This window comes from Flavisolibacter ginsengisoli DSM 18119 (assembly GCF_900129295.1).
In the GTDB taxonomy this organism is placed as follows: domain Bacteria; phylum Bacteroidota; class Bacteroidia; order Chitinophagales; family Chitinophagaceae; genus Flavisolibacter; species Flavisolibacter ginsengisoli.
Window position 1 is genome coordinate 46,890 of sequence record NZ_FQUU01000009.1, and the last position, 15,794, is coordinate 62,683.

The window sequence follows — 15,794 nt, forward strand, 5'->3', positions numbered from 1 at the left end:
AAGGTCAAAATTAAATAGGCTGATCCCGACCCTGTGCTTATTAATATTTATTTTTTAATTGTTCTGAGCTGCTGTTCTCCTGCATTCATCAATGATCTGGTCCACTTTTTCCGGTGTCAGGTGTTCCTTATAGTATTTTCCCATTTGCATCATAGGCGCATAACCACAGGCTCCAAGACATTCTACAGTTTTTAAAGTGAACATTCCGTCGCTTGTAGTTTCACCAACACCAATATCCAGTTTCTTCTTGATATAGTTAATGATCTCATCACTGCCTTTCAGCATACATGGCCCGGTCTGGCAAACCTCGAAAAGGTATTTGCCTACAGGCTTTAAATTGTACATGCTATAAAAAGTGGCCACTTCGTATACTTCAATGGGCTTCAACTGCAGTAAACCGGCCACAAGATCCATGGCTTCCACACTAAGCCAACCGCCATTTTCCTCCTGTGCAAGGTGCAATAATGGTAACAGTGCACTTTTTTGTTTCCCCTCAGGGTAACGTTCAATGATCTCCTGTACCTTTTTTAATTTTTCTTCTGAAAATTTCATTTCCAATGCAAAATATAAGGGTAATGCAAAACAGGTTTACCGCTATGCATTATTATGATTTACAAATTATCCATCCATCTCTCCTGCTATCAGGTTCAATGAAGACATTACAATGATGGCATCACTCAACATACTTCCTTTGGTCAGTTCTTCAAATGCCTGGTAATAAATAAAGCATGGCCTGCGGAAGTGAAGGCGATAGGGTGTCCTTCCTCCATCACTTATCAGGTAAAAACCAAGTTCTCCATTAGCTCCTTCCACGCTATTATATACTTCTCCCGGTGGAATGTCAACCTCGCCCATAACTATCTTGAAATGATAAATAAGGGCCTCCATCTTCGTGTAAACATCCTTTTTCTCTGGCAGGTAGTATTCCGGAACGTCGGCATGGAAAATAGTAGCTTCCTCACCTTTAAAGTCCTGTATCTTTCTATAGGCCTGCTCAATGATCTTCAACGACTCACGCATTTCCTGGTTTCTCACCAGGAAGCGGTCATAACAATCACCAGTTGTACCCGTAGGAATAATGAAGTCAAAATCCTGGTAGGAACTGTAAGGTGTATGCACCCTCACGTCATAGTCAACACCTGCAGCCCTGAGGTTAGGACCCGTGAAACCATAATTCAATGCACGTTCAGCACTGATAGGCCCGGCTCCAATGGTCCGCTCCATAAAAATGCGGTTGCGTGCAAAAAGGTTTTCAAACTCTGTAAGTACGCCAGGGTATTCCTTCAGGAATTTTTCAAGCTTGGTAAAGGCTATATCATTAAAGTCTCTTTCAAATCCACCAATACGCCCAATATTCGTTGTTAGCCGCGAACCACACACTTCCTCCCATATCTCGTAGATCAACTCACGGTATTGCATTACATACAGGAAGCCGGTATAAGCCCCTGAATCTACCCCAACTATAGAATTACAGATCAAATGATCGGCAATACGGGCCAGTTCCATAATGATCACCCTTAAGTAATCAACTCTTTTGGGCAACTGGATACCAAGCAATTTTTCGCAGGTCAAATGCCAGCCCATATTATTGATAGGGGCAGAACAATAGTTTAACCTGTCTGTTAGAGGGGTGATCTGGTAAAGAGGTCGGCGTTCAGCAATCTTTTCAAATGCCCTGTGAATGTAACCAATGGTTTGTTCAGCAGAAACAATACGTTCGCCATCCAGTTCAAGGATATTTTGAAACACACCATGTGTTGCCGGGTGCGTAGGCCCCAGGTTCAACCGGGTGGTTTTGGTTTCAATACTTCCTTCAGAAAGTGTGATATGTTTATCAGTCGTAGACATGAAATTTATTAGTCAGCTTTAATCCCCTTGGGGAGTTCTTAAAAATGTTTCTGCCCTTTATTATTTCTTCTCTGCTTCGCTTATAGTTGTAGGCGAACCATCTGCCTGCTTGTTACCAAAGTCAAAACTTCCTCCCCTGCCAAACATTTCATCATCCTTATCTATCCTTGTCTGGTCTTCCAGCGGAAACTCTTTGCGCTGGGGGAAGTAATCCATTTCTTCCACATTTTGAATACGTATAAGATTGGGGTGACCAACAAAGTTGACCCCATAAAAATCATATGCTTCTCTTTCCTGCCAATTGGCAGAAGCGTAAATATTTACGGCACTGAAAACATCAGGCTTATTAATATCTGTAAAAACCTTGAAGCGAATGCGGCAGTTATCAACCAGGTTATGCAGGTGATACACCACAGCCAGCTCTCTTCCTTTATAAGCAGGATAGTGAACAGCAGTAAGATCTGTAAGAAACCTGAACTTTAGTTCCTCATCATCATATAGAAACTGGAGCATTTTAAGGTTCAGATCTTTGGGAACCTCGAAAGTGAGCATACCATAAGGCTCCTCAATGTTAGTGACCTGGTCACCAAATTTTTCAGTTAGTCGTTGTTTTATTAGGTCGTTCGATAAAGACATAGTTTCTAACTCCAGCTAAACCCGCTTTGGGCGGGCCTGAGCTTATTTATTGAATTCCGTAGCTTTCTAATAATTTTTTATAGTGCTCACTGTTGCGGCGGCGCAGTTCTTCCTTTCCTACAAGATCCTGCACTTTCATAAAACCGTCCAGGATAGCTTCAGGTCTGGGAGGACAACCCGGCACATACACATCCACAGGCACTACCTGGTCAATACCCTGTAGTACGCTATAGCTGTCAAAGATACCTCCACTGCAGGCGCAGGCACCTACTGCCATTACCCAACGGGGTTCAGCCATTTGCAGGTAAACCTGTTTTACCACAGGTGCCATTTTCTTAGCTATAGTACCCATTACCATTAATAAGTCACACTGACGGGGTGAAAACCCTACCCTTTCAGAACCAAAACGTGCAAGGTCATAGTGGGACGCCATGGTGGCCATGAACTCAATTCCACAGCAAGAAGTAGCAAAAGGTAAAGGCCAGATGGAATTCTTGCGCGCCAATCCTACCACATCGCTCAACTTGGAAGCAAAGAAGCCCTCGCCCTGGTAGCCTTCCGGCATATCAACCAGGCTAATATCACTCTCCAGGGGCTTTTGTTTTATATTATATGAAACAGGACGTGCCATAATAATTCAGTTTTAATTGTTCTATTTAATAATTCTCAGCTAAGCAGCCCGCTTCGTTATTAAATATTAATCTTCCCAATCCAATGCTCCCTTTTTTATAATGTAGATAAATCCACAAAGGAAAAAAGCCACAAACATTAAGACAGCCCAAAAACCGCTCCAACCTAACCCCCTGAAATTAACAGCGTAAGGATAGAAAAAGATCACTTCCACATCAAATAATACAAAGAGGATGGCTACCAGGAAATACTTGATGGCCATAGGCTGACGTGCATCACCATGACTTTCAATACCGCTTGAAAAAGTTTGCAATTTGTCCGAAGTGTGTCTTTTAGGCCCCAGCAGGTGTGTAACCACCATGAGGAAACCAATCATACCCACTACAAATAACAATTGAATACCTACAGGAAAATAGCTTCCTGCACTGCTTGCATCACTAACCGTCTGGGTTACGTTCGTTTGAAGAAGATGGAACATAAGTTTTTCAAATGGGCACGCAAAAATAAGCCACAACTATCAATCTTTAAGTTATTATTTATATGAGCTTTATCAATTGAAAAAGCCTCCCTGGAGGAGGCTTTTTATTTATATTTAAGGAGTTTTATCCTTTTTTCTTCACTTTGGTAGTACCTGTTTTGGTCTTTTCCTTGGTAGCTCCACCGGACGACCCACTATTGTTTTTAGCTGGTGCACTAGGCTTGGCGTTCAATACCCCTTCAATATTCTTCAGATTGGCATTGGTAGGATCAAATTCAAGACCCTTTTGCACGTATGCAGCAGCTGCAGCTTTATCATTTTTAATATTAAAGCTGTAGATAGCTAATGTCTGCGCCGCTCTTACACCCTGGCTTTTAAAACGCACTTTGTCTGTAGCAGCAATATCTAAAACTTTTTGATAGGCCGGCATTGCCAGTCCCTGCTCCATGCTGGTGTCAATGGAAGCAAGGGCAAGGGCGCTCCAGTAATGTCCCCAAATGCTGTCAGGAGCGATAGCTATATATGCTTTTGCAGCACTGTCAGCTTTTTGGTAAGCTCCGCCAAAGAAATAAGGTAAGGCCACACCATTGATCAACTCTGTAGCATTTCTCTGGTCAGGCTTCCTCAGGTCAAAAGAAAGCTTGTTCAATTCAGCTTCCAGCACACGCTGGTTGTTGTTTTTTGCATCAGTGGCAGCCTTTGTCAACAAGCCTATCTGGCGTGAAAGCACACTGTCTATCTGCACTGCTTTGTATACGTCTGTCCTGATAATCTCAGGATCGTTTTTACCACACGCTGTTGCATGTAACAAATAATCTTCGCCGATTATATCTTCATCTTTGGCATGCTTGAAGAAATCGTTTACAAACTGACAGGCAGTAGTAGTGTCCTTCAACTCAAGGTAGCTATATCCCATCAGGCGGTATACCCTTGGTTTAGCATTATTGTTAGTCTGTGAGATAATATTCTTACCAATGTTCACAGCATCTGAAAACTTCTTCTGAACAAAATCTGTCTGCGCTTTCAGGTAGTCGTTTTCAACACTTGGGTCTGAATTGGAAATATATTTAGTAGCAAAGGTTTCTGCAGTGGCAAAATCTTTCTTATATAAAAGATTATAATAATAAAGCTGTTCGTATGCGGGTGCAAATCGTGGATCTGCTGAAATAGCATTATTAAGATTCTCTAAAACTATATCTGAATACCCTTGCCCGGGTTGTGACTGTGTTTGGTACAGCATAGCTGTTCTGTAAATAGCAGGAGCAAAATTCCCTGCTTTACGATAGGCTTGTACAGCTTCTCCACCTAAATGTTTTTTACGGTAAGCGTTACCAAGGGTCAGGAATACATCTGGATTGTTAGGTGCTATCTGTGCTGCTTCATTGAGCTTGGCAATAGCATAATCAAGGTCTCCGTTTCTTTTGGCATCGCTATAAGCATCAACATTGGCTCGTCCTATTGCTGTTAATACTACAGGATCAGCACCTTTTCTTCCTTTACTGGCAGTTATGGCCTGCTCAAAATGCTGACGGGCACCTGTTTTATTTCCTTCCAGTAATTCAACATGACCCATACCTGCCAGGAATAACGGCGCATTGCCATTTGAAGCCAAAGCTTTTTCATATAAGCTTTTAGCTCCGCTTAAATTTTCCTGTGCCAGGTAGGTTTGCCCCAGCCAATAGGTAGCTTCTATATTGTTTGGATTGGATGCAAGTAATTTATCAAAAATTGACTTGGCACTTCCATATCGTTCTGCATAAAAATTGTTAACTCCTTCCTGGATACTCTGAGCCCGTACTACAAAGGAGAGAGCCATTGCAAAAACTAAAACAATTGCCGATTTCTTCATTTTTCGTTTTCTTTTTAGATTTAAAATTATTCAGTTTCGTTTACTTACTAGTTGTTAATGTTAGTCCTTTAACTCGGCACGGCGCACATAAAACGGCTTCTTTGCGGGTTGAAGATAAGCACGCCTGAAGATCAATTGTCCCCTGTCGCTCTTTAAAAAATTTGCAAAAGCCCCACCAAGCCCATATTGCTGTTCCCGAAGTACATATACCAAATCACGTACCATAGGATAACTTTTAGTATAAATCAGGTATTGAACAGGTAATACAAATGCATTGGCGCTGTCCGTACTCTCCAACCTTGCAAGCCTGATCCTTTTTAAAAAACTTTGCTGGCTTGTGTCTTCCTTATTCCCTACCCAGCTTACGCCAATAAATCCTACAGCATTGGGTGTTTTTGACACGTAATCAATTACGCCTTCACTGCTTTGAGCCCCCACAACGTTTTTGCCCAGGTTTTTACCTTTAAGCACTGAATCTATCATAAACCGAACCGTACTGGTGGCCTTCAGACCATCAAAAACAGGAATTAGATTTTCTTTAAGATTTCCACTCACCAGGTCACGGATACGATCCATTGTAAAAAAGGAGTCTTTTGCTTCGGGGTGAATGATCACTGCAATGGCGTCATGCGCAACGGTGGCCTGTACAGGACCCACTTTTAACGAATCGATCATGAACTTCCTCTCGCTTTCCGAAAAACCCCTCGTGGCAATGATCATCCTGATAGAATCTACTCCAAAATCACGCAGACAGTCGGCCTCCGGCTTATATTGAACATTGATATGGGCATCCGGGTAACTGGCCTGGTACACTTCAATTTCGGCATCTATGACTGGTTTGAAAGATTCGTCACAACTAATATAAATGGTACCATTATCAAACCTGTCTATTTTCTTTTCCTTTGACTTATCAGAACAAGCCTGGAAAAAAATTACCAGGAATAATAACAAGACCATCCTCACCCTACACTTGAAATTCATCTATAATAATCCTTTTTGTAACCCCTGTACATTCTCCAGATGCCATAAAATATAAATACTATACCTATAAAAACATCCATTGAAGAAGGTTGCCTGTTAAAGACATTTATGTGCAGCACCTTATTCAAACAAAAATACAGTCCTATGAACAGGATCAATGCTCCCATGGCATAATCCATAATAGAGCGCATGCGGTTGACTCTTTTCCTTTGTTCTTCCTGAAACTCTTCTATCATACCTTTAATTGGGTGGAGCAATTTAAAACTTTTTACTCTTCAAGTCCTACAAATGTTACCGGCTGCGTAAATGAAACCGTCACTGCATGACCGTTTTGAATGGCTGGTTTCCACTTAGGCATTTTTCTTAATACTCTTATCACCTCATTATCAAAAGCATAGCCACCCGAGCGGACAACCGTAAAACCTGTTACCGATCCATCGGCATCTACTATGAATTTGATCAACACTATTTTCTTTTCTCCCGGCTCCAAATCAGCAGGCGTTTGAAGATTCCTGTTCAGGTAATTAACCCACGCCCGGGCACCTCCGGGAAACTCTGGTTGCTGTTCCACTACCTCAAAAGCTGGGGCATCTGCCTTTGCAGGTGTGGCAGTAGTTTCCTTTGATTGCGCCTGGTCGGGCATGTTAGGAAGGGAAGCATCTGCAGGACCATCCACATTACTACCTCCTATGGCGCTCATTGAAATATCTTCTACCGTCTTCATCATCCTTTTCTCATCCGGGTTAGCAACTATCTTCATTTGATCAGAGTAACTCGATTGCGCCCTCCTGGGAGGCGGTGGTGCTTCAGGCGGCTTAGGCAAGGGTGTAAAAGGCGCAATTTCTATGACATGCACAAATGGTTTTTCCCGCTCTGTATAAATAATTGAATCACCAGCATTACGAAACAATAAACTCAGGAAAAGAACGGAGCTTAAAGTAAGTCCCAATGCAATTTTCAATCTTAAAGGATAGTGCCTGCGCAACGTATAGGCGCCGTACTGCTTATTGCGATTATCAAAGAGAATGTCCAGTACATCGGCTTTTAAAATTTCCCATGCTTGCATACTCATTAATTTATAAATAAGATGCTTTCAGGAAAGCTTTCCATATCAAATTATCATTATTTCTTAAAATTCTCTTAATGGTAAAATGGAAATGCCGGTTCCTGACTTCCCATTCCAGTCCCTGCAACCTACTTGCATTATGCAACGGCTATGTAACGGCTATGTGCCGCCTATGTAACGGCTCTGTAACGGCTCTTTAAAGAGGCGGTAAGGAGGCATTGCACACCTGTCACATAGAGGTTTTACAGAGCTCTTTCATAAGAATCAACCATAAATATGCTCCTAACACCATGAATAATAACAGAATCTGCCAGGAGAACTAAAGTAATGAGAATCTATACAAAGAGAGCTCACACCGGGAAAGTCTTAAATTTGCACCCCTTAAATATTGGCAATGAAAATATTGATGGTGTGCTTAGGAAATATCTGCAGGAGTCCGTTGGCTGAAGGCATTCTGCAATCTAAGGCAAAACAGGCAGGCCTGGATTGGCAGGTGGATAGTGCCGGAACAAATGGTTATCATGTTGGAGAAGCTCCCCATCCCCTGTCTCAAAAAGTTGCCAGGTTAAATGGCATTGATATTTGTGAACAAAGGGCCCGTCGGTTTGTCAAAGAAGATCTCGATCGATATGATAAGATCTATGCAATGGCAGATGATGTAATAGATGATATTAAAAGCATCGTGAAAAACAGGTTTGATCAATCAAAAGTGGAATTATTCCTGAATGAATTATTCCCCGGCGAAAATGCTTCTGTACCAGATCCCTGGTATGGTCCTGAGCCGGGCTACCACGAAGTGTATAAGCTGATTGATGAAGCCTGCGATAAGATCATTGAAAAGTATGCAGGCAGGCAACAAAACAAATAACCCATTATTAGTTTTTACTTTTGACACCAGATGAGTAAACCTTCCATTCCCCAGGGCACCCGTGATTTTGGACCAGATGTAGTGAGAAAGCGGGCATTTATTTTCAATACGATTCGTTCTGTTTTTGAACTATATGGCTTTCTTCCCATAGAAACGCCCGCCATGGAAAACCTGGAAACCCTTATGGGTAAATATGGCGAAGAGGGTGATAAACTAATATTCAAGATATTAAATAATGGATTGGACAATCCAGCTAAGGAACAGCAGGTTCGGGAGGATTTTGAAAAAATATTACAGGGAAAGAACAATAAAGGCATCACCGAAAGGGCATTAAAATATGACCTTACCATTCCCTTTGCCAGGTATGTGGCTATGAATCATGGCCAACTTACTTTTCCATTCAAGCGCTACCAGGTGCAACCCGTTTGGCGTGCAGACAGGCCACAAAAAGGCAGGTACCGCGAATTCTACCAGTGCGATGCAGATGTGGTAGGCAGCAACTCCTTGCTGAACGAGGTGGAATTTGTAAATCTTTATACGGATGTATTTTCAAAGCTTGGTATCCAGGGATGCGAACTGCGCATCAACTCCCGGAAGATATTATCGGCTTTGGCTGAAGTATGTGGTGGAGCTGATAAACTAACAGATATTACCATTGCCATTGATAAACTGGATAAGATTGGCCTGGAGAAAGTAAAGGAAGAACTATCAGAAAGAGGCCTGACTGGAGAACAGGTTTTAGTTATTGAAAAATACCTGGACATCAATGGTAGCAATGAATCCAAATTGGCAGCAATCAAAGAACTGCTGTTGGATACAGAAGATGGAAAGAAAGGGGTCAATGAACTTGAGTTCATCCTCAACATAATCAATGATCAAAGATCTAAGGATGAAAATTCAAAGGCTGGTACAACAACATCACTTATCATTGACTTCACACTTGCCAGGGGCCTTAACTATTATACAGGAATTATCTTTGAAGCGAAGGCGCCCGGTACAGTAAAGATTGGCTCTATTGGCGGTGGTGGGCGCTATGATGACCTGACAGGATTATTTGGTGTGCCTAATATACCCGGGGTAGGAATTTCATTTGGCGTAGACAGGATATATGATGTAATGGAAGAACTGCAATTGTTTCCCTCAAAGGTGGAACAGGGTACAAGGGTATTGTTCTTTAATACGGGGCTTGAGGAAAGCAAAAAAGCATATGAACTTTTATCAAGCCTGAGGAGATCGGGTATCGCCGCAGAACTGTTTCATGAGCCAACCAAATTTGACAAGCAATTCAAATATGCTGAAAAAAAGCAGATACCTTTTATCATTATCATTGGTTCGAAAGAACTGGAGGAAAAAGCATTCATAATCAAAGACCTTCGCTCAGGCGAGCAACGCTCTATACCATTTGCCGATATTTCATCCTTGTCTTTTAACTGATTTCTGCACGGCAGGTGCTATAGGATGTACCATGAAGTAATTAGTAGCTGAATCAAACCTTACTTCCTTTTCGGGGGAAACATTCCTGTAGCCTGTGCGCAATTTATTCTGCCGCACTTCACGCCAGTATAAATGTGTTGAATCCATTCCCTTATACACAAGTGCCCCGGTTGGTTCATAAAGCCTCGGAATATTGATCAATTCATCAATAGGAAATACATAGGTTGATGTATCAGCCATATTAGCCATATAAAATAATTCAGGGCCATAGCTGTAGGTAAGTATGGTGTTTCCCGAGCTGTCCACTTCTGTTCTTTCTTTCGAAAATCCTTTTGGAATGATCACCGGGACAGAATATGTGCTTCCGTTTTCATTATAAGTAAATGAACTGCGTTTGTATTTGGAGAATAAAAAACATGAATTAAGAATAGTGCAAAGAATAAGGAGCGCCAGGTAGATCTTCATTTGCTATTCTATTTCAATAATTGTACTAAGGCAGGCAGCTACGCAGGCATCAGCACAATTCATATATAATAGCTGCGCCTTGTCCAACCCCTACACACATAGTAGCCAATCCATACCTTGATCTTCTTCTTTTCATTTCATGAAGCAAAGTGGTGGAAATACGAACGCCACTGCAGCCTAAAGGATGTCCCAAAGCAATTGAACCCCCGTTAACATTAACCTTACCAGGATCAATTCCCAGGTCGTGAATGCAGGCCAAAGCCTGGGAGGCAAAAGCCTCATTCAATTCGATAAGATCCATGTTAGCAATGGATAAGCTTGCCCTACGTAAGGCTTTTTGTGTGGCAGGCACAGGGCCAATACCCATTATGGCTGGATCTACCCCGGCAGTAGCCATTGATATGATCCTGGCCATAGGCTTCAGTTCATATTTTTTTACAGCTTCAGGGCTTGCCAGCAATAGGGCCGCTGCCCCATCATTAATACCAGCGGCATTACCTGCTGTGACAGTACCATCCTTTACAAAAGCTGGCTTTAAGGAGCTTAGCTTCTCCATGGATGTTTGCCGCGGGTGCTCATCTTTCTCTACAAAGTGAATGGCACCCTTTTCGCCTTTTACTTCAACAGGTACAATTTCATCGCGCCATGTTCCTTTTTCCAGGGCAGCAAAATATTTCTGCTGGGAACTTAAGGCAAACTCATCCTGCTTTTGGCGTGATATGCCCCATTTTTTAGCAACGTTTTCGCCGGTTTCACCCATGCTGTAAGGATAATAGGCATCCTTCATTTGTTCATTAACAAACCGCCAGCCCAGTGTTGTATCATATATCTCAGCCTTTCTGTCAAATGGCGATTGGGATTTAGGCATCACAAAAGGCGCCCGGCTCATGCTTTCCACGCCACAGGCTATGATGATCTCAGCATCTTCACAAGCAATCTGCCTGGCACCATCCATAACAGCCTGTAAACCAGAGGCACACAACCGGTTTACGGTAGTGCCGGCAACGGTAACTGGTAACCCGGCCAGCAAGGCTGCCATTCGGGCTACATTCCTGTTGTCCTCTCCCGCCTGGTTGGCATCGCCCGCTATAACATCCTCTATAGCAGAATGATCTATGGTATTATTCCGCGCCAGTAATTCCTTTATAATATATGCTAACAGATCGTCCGGGCGTACAGCACTCAGTGCACCCCCATATTTTCCAATAGGTGTTCTTACTGCGTCAATTACAAATACATCTCTCATATTCATCTGTTTCAATAAATCTATGACCGGGAAGTAATAAAAGGTTAATGCCCGGGCCTAAAGCCAGCGCAATATACTATAAGCGGAAAATTGAAATTATTTGGAGAGATAGTACACTCTTTTTCGCCTGTTGATGGCCAGCGCAGGATCCTGCTTATCTCCTTCAAGAACAAGGTCTGCCACCTCCACCTTAATACTGTTTACCAATCCCTTATCACTGCGGTAGAAATAGGCCATACCATTATGGTCAGGGATACTGAAAGTATCCTTGCTTACCCATTTCATGGAAGCGGATCCAATACTGGAATTAGCATATAAGGCACCATTTTCAATAGTGATATCAACTGAAGGTGTTGGACTGCCTTCCCTGAATTTATACAAGCCTTTGTATTCATTTAGCGTTGAGTCCTGTGCAAACAGGGAAACACAGGAAATACATAAAAGCAGCAGCAGTGAAGTTATTTTCATGGCAATAAAATATTAAGTGAATATACTTAAAAGCATGGGTTCAAAACAGGGCTTTTAACAAAGCCATCGGGACAATAAATCTATCTTTGCGCGATGGCTGAAACAGCAACCCTCAAGATAAATGGTAGTAATAATATCCGCCAGCTCAGTCTGCCTGACCTGGAGCAATATTTCATTGCCATGAGAGAAAAGAAATTCAGGGCGCACCAGGTATGGGAATGGCTATGGCAAAAGCATGCACATTCGTTTGCCGACATGACCAACCTAAGTAAGGAACTGCGCCAGAAACTAGGTGAGAATTTTTCTCTTCCCGCCCTTATGGTTGATGCTTCACAGTACAGTGCCGATGGAACGGTGAAGTCACGCTTCAAAACGCATGAAGGCCATCTTTGCGAAGGCGTGTTAATACCTACGGATAATCGTTATACTGCCTGCGTTTCATCACAGATCGGCTGCTCATTAAGCTGTAAATTCTGCGCAACGGGATACATAGAAAGAAAGCGCAACCTTGATTTTGACGAGATCTACGATGAGGTAGTAATCCTTAACCAGCAATGTGAAAAGGTATACGATAAGAAGCTAAGTAATATCGTGTTCATGGGCATGGGGGAACCTTTGCTGAACTATAAGAATGTATTAAAAGCAATAGAACGCATTACCTCTCCTGATGGACTCGGCATGAGTCCAAAACGCATTACTGTGTCTACTGCCGGGGTGGCCAAGCAAATCAGGCAACTGGGGGATGATAAGGTGAAATTTAAGTTAGCCTTGTCCCTTCACGCTGCTAATGATAAAAAACGCCATGATATTATGCCCATCAATGACTCCAACAATATCCAGTCATTAGTGGAGGCGCTGAATCATTTTTATGCACAAACCAAGAACGAGATCACCTTTGAATACATTCTTTTTAAGGATTTTAATGATTCACTGAAAGATGCAGACGAGCTGATAAAGCTCTACCGTCGTGTGCCTGCAGATCTTATCAACCTGATAGAATACAACCCTATAGATGCGGCTAAGTTTGAGAAGCCGGAAGAATCAAAAGTGGAAGCATTTATGGAATACCTGGGCAGGCATAAAGTGAACGCACGTTTGCGTCGCAGCCGGGGAAAGGATATTGATGCTGCCTGCGGTCAACTGGCCAATAAAAACTAGTATCCTGCCTGACAATGGCTTTACTTCATATACATAATTTTACTTCTTTAAGAAGCTTCTAACCTTAATTAACCTACCTAGTTTAAACTACGCTTTCATACGCTGGTCTTTAATACAACAACAAAAAAAAGAACCAGGAAATATGAAAAAATTTATCACTTCAGCACTTGTTTTAGCATTAACAATAGGTGCTGCCCAGGCGCAAACTACTTCCACCCAGGAAGGTAAGAAACACGATAAGAAAGAACACAAAGGAGAAGCATTCAGGCAATTAAACCTTACAGCAGAGCAAAAAGCTAAATTGAAAACACTTCATCAAGAGCAGAAAAAAGAAATGCAGGCTTTAAAGAGCGGGGACCAGGCAAACAAAGAGCAAAGGAAAGCCATCCATGAAAAGTATAAAGCACAAATGGAGTCGATTCTTACTGCCGACCAGAAGCAGAAGTTAGCCAAACTGAAGGAAGAAAGAAAAGCTTCCTGGAAAAACGGCAACTACAAGAAAGAGGGCAAGTTTCGCCACAATGGAGATAGCACCCAAATGGGCGATAGAGGCAGATTTAAAAAAGGTGATGGCATGAGCAAAGAGCTTGGCCTTACGGCTACACAACAGGAGCAAATGAGCAAGATCAGGGCTGAATATTCCAGCCAGTTCCAGTCACTGCACAATGATAACAGCCTGACCAAAGATCAAAAGAAAGCTAAGATGCAGGAATTGAGAAAAGCACAGATGGATAAAATGAAAACCGTGCTTACTCCTGACCAAATTGATAAAATGAAATCCTTTAGAAAGGAGCATGCAAATAAGAACACAAAGTAATTATTGAGATAAGAATCTCAGCCTATTGGAAACAAAAGACCGTGTGCTGCACGGTCTTTTCTATTTTTGTACCATGAAGAAAAAATCAGGGTTTGAAAAGTTCATGTCCAAAGAGAAGTCCGGGGCAGCTAAAAAAGAGCAATTCAGGCAGGAGAAAAAGAAGCTGACAAAGGAAAGGAAGGAATATTTCGAAAAGAAAAGAGCTGAAGGCAGAAGCGAGGTGGTAGCCGGTGAAAAAGTTGGCAAAAAGCCCTTAATTACCAGGCCTGTGGAAGAAAAAATGCCCCTGAACAAATTCATTGCCCATAGCGGTGTTTGCTCGCGCCGGGATGCAGTTGATATTATCAAAAACGGAAAGGTTAAAGTAAATGGCACCATTGTTACGGAGCCAGGCTTTAAAATCTCACCCAATGATACAGTCAACTTCAATGGTAAAAAGCTTTTCCCTGTCAAAGACCTGGTATATATCCTGATCAACAAACCCAAAGATTACATTACCACCACGGAAGATGAAAAAGGACGTAAGACCGTACTGGACCTGATAAAGAATGCTACAAAAGAAAAAGTATACCCGGTAGGCCGCCTGGACAGGAATACATCTGGTGTGCTTTTACTGACCAATGATGGAGAGTTAACACAAAAGCTTACCCATCCCAGTAACGAAGTAAAGAAACTGTATGCAGTAACGTTGGACAAACCCTTAACGAAGGCTCATTTTGATGCTATACTGAAAGGGGTGCCACTTGAAGACGGGATAGCCAATGTAGACGTATTAGCCTTCACAGACAATGCTGACAAGACACAGGTGGGAATTGAAATACATAGTGGCCGCAACCGCATTGTTCGCCGGATATTTGAACATTATGGCTACGATGTAAAAAATCTCGATAGGGTGATCTTTGCAGGACTTACTAAAAAGAACGTTGAGCGTGGCAAATGGCGCTTTTTATCAGAAAAAGAAGTCAGGGACCTGAAATATTTCAAGAAAGGAAAGTAAGAGCTTCCCCCAATCCTGGCTTTTAATTTTTCATTCGCTTTTTACAGCAAACAATCACGAATACATGACCTTCAAGATCGATGAGCATATTATAATGGAAGATGCTGACCTGGTAGCTATTAACAAGCCCTCGGGCCTATTGACCATACCAGACAGGGAAGGAAAAGATATCTCTTTAAAACAATTGCTGAAAAACAAATACGGTGATATCTATACTGTTCACCGTTTAGATAAAGGCACCAGTGGCGTGGTAGTTTTTGCGAAACATGAAGCTGCCCACAAACAACTATCCCAGCAGTTTGAATCAAGAGAAACCAATAAGGTCTATAATGGACTGGTGATGGGTGTGCCAGCCGAAGTTTCGGGGGTTATCAATGAACCCATTTCAGAACATCCCTCCAAAAAGGGGGTAATGACTGTTTATAAAAAAGGCAAAGAAAGCATTACAGAGTATGAAGTGCTACAGCCATTCAGGATCTTTTCCTGGATGCAGTTCAGGATATTAACAGGCAGAACCCACCAGATCAGGGTGCATATGAAACATCTTGGACATCCTATAGTTTGTGATGACCTGTATGGTGACGGCAAACCAGTTTTTATTTCCCAGCTTAAATCTAATTACAAACTATCCCAATCTATGGATGAAGAACGGCCATTGTTAAATCGATTGGCTTTGCATTCGGCACAATTAAGCTTTACGGGCTTGCTGGGGAAGCCATATGTGCTTGAAGCACCACTTCCAAAAGACCTGAGAGCTATCCTGCAACAGTTGACCAAATGGTCTGAGCGAAGAAGATAAAAGTTTACACATAAAAAAAGAGTCTTCCATTTGGGGAAGACTCTTTAGTATTTT

The 15,794-nt window shown here is 42.2% G+C and carries 18 protein-coding genes; 6 read left to right on the plus strand and 12 right to left on the minus strand.

Annotated features, from left to right (window positions below; genetic code table 11):
* Positions 1-54: 54 nt before the first annotated feature.
* The 9 genes from BUA53_RS11425 to BUA53_RS11465 form a co-directional block, all read right to left on the minus strand.
* Positions 55-552, minus strand: coding sequence for an NADH-quinone oxidoreductase subunit NuoE family protein (locus tag BUA53_RS11425; RefSeq protein ID WP_072835511.1), 498 nt, complete (start codon positions 550-552; stop codon positions 55-57).
* 66 nt (positions 553-618) lie between these two features.
* The gene (locus BUA53_RS11430) at positions 619-1,848 is read right to left on the minus strand and encodes an NADH-quinone oxidoreductase subunit D (protein WP_072835512.1); all 1,230 of its coding nucleotides are present in this window, start codon (positions 1,846-1,848) and stop codon (positions 619-621) included.
* A 60-nt stretch (positions 1,849-1,908) separates the two neighbouring features.
* Entirely contained in the window at positions 1,909-2,484 is a 576-nt protein-coding gene (locus tag BUA53_RS11435) for an NADH-quinone oxidoreductase subunit C (protein ID WP_072835513.1), read from the minus strand.
* A 46-nt stretch (positions 2,485-2,530) separates the two neighbouring features.
* The gene (locus BUA53_RS11440) at positions 2,531-3,115 is read right to left on the minus strand and encodes an NADH-quinone oxidoreductase subunit B (RefSeq protein ID WP_072835514.1); all 585 of its coding nucleotides are present in this window, start codon (positions 3,113-3,115) and stop codon (positions 2,531-2,533) included.
* Between the two features lie 66 nt (positions 3,116-3,181).
* The gene (locus BUA53_RS11445; RefSeq protein WP_084080016.1) at positions 3,182-3,592 is read right to left on the minus strand and encodes an NADH-quinone oxidoreductase subunit A; all 411 of its coding nucleotides are present in this window, start codon (positions 3,590-3,592) and stop codon (positions 3,182-3,184) included.
* Positions 3,593-3,716: 124 nt separating this feature from the next.
* Complete coding sequence (locus BUA53_RS11450; protein ID WP_072835515.1) at positions 3,717-5,441, minus strand: tetratricopeptide repeat protein; 1,725 nt, start codon at positions 5,439-5,441, stop codon at positions 3,717-3,719.
* A gap of 60 nt (positions 5,442-5,501) precedes the next feature.
* Positions 5,502-6,422 (minus strand): PstS family phosphate ABC transporter substrate-binding protein, encoded by a 921-nt coding sequence (locus BUA53_RS11455; RefSeq protein ID WP_084080018.1) that lies wholly within the window; start codon positions 6,420-6,422, stop codon positions 5,502-5,504.
* A complete protein-coding gene (locus tag BUA53_RS11460; RefSeq protein WP_072835516.1) occupies positions 6,419-6,658 on the minus strand; it encodes a hypothetical protein in 240 nt (79 codons plus the stop codon). Before BUA53_RS11460 ends, BUA53_RS11455 begins: the two co-directional genes overlap by 4 nt.
* A 32-nt stretch (positions 6,659-6,690) precedes the next feature.
* On the minus strand, positions 6,691-7,488 hold the full coding sequence (locus tag BUA53_RS11465; protein WP_072835517.1) for an energy transducer TonB: 798 nt from the start codon (positions 7,486-7,488) through the stop codon (positions 6,691-6,693).
* A gap of 394 nt (positions 7,489-7,882) precedes the next feature.
* On the opposite strand from BUA53_RS11465, the gene BUA53_RS11470 reads away from it, so the two are divergent.
* Together BUA53_RS11470 and hisS are read left to right on the plus strand one after the other, a co-directional pair.
* The gene (locus BUA53_RS11470; protein ID WP_072835518.1) at positions 7,883-8,356 is read left to right on the plus strand and encodes a low molecular weight protein-tyrosine-phosphatase; all 474 of its coding nucleotides are present in this window, start codon (positions 7,883-7,885) and stop codon (positions 8,354-8,356) included.
* A 30-nt stretch (positions 8,357-8,386) separates the two neighbouring features.
* On the plus strand, positions 8,387-9,790 hold the full coding sequence (gene hisS / locus BUA53_RS11475; RefSeq protein WP_072835519.1) for a histidine--tRNA ligase: 1,404 nt from the start codon (positions 8,387-8,389) through the stop codon (positions 9,788-9,790).
* On the opposite strand, the gene BUA53_RS11480 is transcribed toward hisS, so the two are convergent.
* The 3 genes from BUA53_RS11480 to BUA53_RS11490 all read right to left on the minus strand — a co-directional run bounded on the left by BUA53_RS11480 (position 9,770) and on the right by BUA53_RS11490 (position 11,969).
* Positions 9,770-10,255 (minus strand): hypothetical protein, encoded by a 486-nt coding sequence (locus tag BUA53_RS11480; protein WP_072835520.1) that lies wholly within the window; start codon positions 10,253-10,255, stop codon positions 9,770-9,772. The genes hisS and BUA53_RS11480 overlap by 21 nt on opposite strands.
* A 49-nt stretch (positions 10,256-10,304) precedes the next feature.
* Positions 10,305-11,501 (minus strand): acetyl-CoA C-acyltransferase, encoded by a 1,197-nt coding sequence (locus BUA53_RS11485; protein WP_072835521.1) that lies wholly within the window; start codon positions 11,499-11,501, stop codon positions 10,305-10,307.
* Positions 11,502-11,597: 96 nt separating this feature from the next.
* The gene (locus BUA53_RS11490) at positions 11,598-11,969 is read right to left on the minus strand and encodes a hypothetical protein (RefSeq protein ID WP_072835522.1); all 372 of its coding nucleotides are present in this window, start codon (positions 11,967-11,969) and stop codon (positions 11,598-11,600) included.
* A 93-nt stretch (positions 11,970-12,062) separates the two neighbouring features.
* Between BUA53_RS11490 and rlmN the strand changes: the two genes are divergently transcribed.
* The 4 genes from rlmN (at position 12,063) to BUA53_RS11510 (ending at position 15,740) form a co-directional block, all read left to right on the plus strand.
* Positions 12,063-13,127 carry a dual-specificity RNA methyltransferase RlmN gene (gene rlmN / locus BUA53_RS11495; RefSeq protein WP_072835523.1) on the plus strand — a complete coding sequence of 355 codons (1,065 nt, stop codon included), beginning with the start codon at positions 12,063-12,065 and terminating at the stop codon, positions 13,125-13,127.
* 142 nt (positions 13,128-13,269) lie between these two features.
* Complete coding sequence (locus BUA53_RS11500; RefSeq protein ID WP_072835524.1) at positions 13,270-13,944, plus strand: Spy/CpxP family protein refolding chaperone; 675 nt, start codon at positions 13,270-13,272, stop codon at positions 13,942-13,944.
* 73 nt (positions 13,945-14,017) lie between these two features.
* Positions 14,018-14,941 carry a pseudouridine synthase gene (locus BUA53_RS11505; RefSeq protein ID WP_072835525.1) on the plus strand — a complete coding sequence of 308 codons (924 nt, stop codon included), beginning with the start codon at positions 14,018-14,020 and terminating at the stop codon, positions 14,939-14,941.
* Between the two features lie 25 nt (positions 14,942-14,966).
* Complete coding sequence (locus tag BUA53_RS11510) at positions 14,967-15,740, plus strand: RluA family pseudouridine synthase (protein WP_262494398.1); 774 nt, start codon at positions 14,967-14,969, stop codon at positions 15,738-15,740.
* Positions 15,741-15,794 lie beyond the last annotated feature (54 nt).

Coding starts and splice junctions, on each gene's coding strand:
- BUA53_RS11480 (WP_072835520.1), bottom strand. CDS start 10,255: ATGAAGATCTACCTGGCGCTCCTTATTCTTTGCACTATTCTTAATTCA.
- BUA53_RS11445 (WP_084080016.1), bottom strand. CDS start 3,592: ATGTTCCATCTTCTTCAAACGAACGTAACCCAGACGGTTAGTGATGCA.
- BUA53_RS11490 (WP_072835522.1), bottom strand. CDS start 11,969: ATGAAAATAACTTCACTGCTGCTGCTTTTATGTATTTCCTGTGTTTCC.
- BUA53_RS11500 (WP_072835524.1), top strand. CDS start 13,270: ATGAAAAAATTTATCACTTCAGCACTTGTTTTAGCATTAACAATAGGT.
- BUA53_RS11430 (WP_072835512.1), bottom strand. CDS start 1,848: ATGTCTACGACTGATAAACATATCACACTTTCTGAAGGAAGTATTGAA.
- rlmN (WP_072835523.1), top strand. CDS start 12,063: ATGGCTGAAACAGCAACCCTCAAGATAAATGGTAGTAATAATATCCGC.
- BUA53_RS11460 (WP_072835516.1), bottom strand. CDS start 6,658: ATGATAGAAGAGTTTCAGGAAGAACAAAGGAAAAGAGTCAACCGCATG.
- BUA53_RS11465 (WP_072835517.1), bottom strand. CDS start 7,488: ATGCAAGCATGGGAAATTTTAAAAGCCGATGTACTGGACATTCTCTTT.
- BUA53_RS11425 (WP_072835511.1), bottom strand. CDS start 552: ATGAAATTTTCAGAAGAAAAATTAAAAAAGGTACAGGAGATCATTGAA.
- BUA53_RS11450 (WP_072835515.1), bottom strand. CDS start 5,441: ATGAAGAAATCGGCAATTGTTTTAGTTTTTGCAATGGCTCTCTCCTTT.
- BUA53_RS11440 (WP_072835514.1), bottom strand. CDS start 3,115: ATGGCACGTCCTGTTTCATATAATATAAAACAAAAGCCCCTGGAGAGT.
- BUA53_RS11455 (WP_084080018.1), bottom strand. CDS start 6,422: ATGAATTTCAAGTGTAGGGTGAGGATGGTCTTGTTATTATTCCTGGTA.
- BUA53_RS11505 (WP_072835525.1), top strand. CDS start 14,018: ATGAAGAAAAAATCAGGGTTTGAAAAGTTCATGTCCAAAGAGAAGTCC.
- hisS (WP_072835519.1), top strand. CDS start 8,387: ATGAGTAAACCTTCCATTCCCCAGGGCACCCGTGATTTTGGACCAGAT.
- BUA53_RS11435 (WP_072835513.1), bottom strand. CDS start 2,484: ATGTCTTTATCGAACGACCTAATAAAACAACGACTAACTGAAAAATTT.
- BUA53_RS11485 (WP_072835521.1), bottom strand. CDS start 11,501: ATGAGAGATGTATTTGTAATTGACGCAGTAAGAACACCTATTGGAAAA.
- BUA53_RS11470 (WP_072835518.1), top strand. CDS start 7,883: ATGAAAATATTGATGGTGTGCTTAGGAAATATCTGCAGGAGTCCGTTG.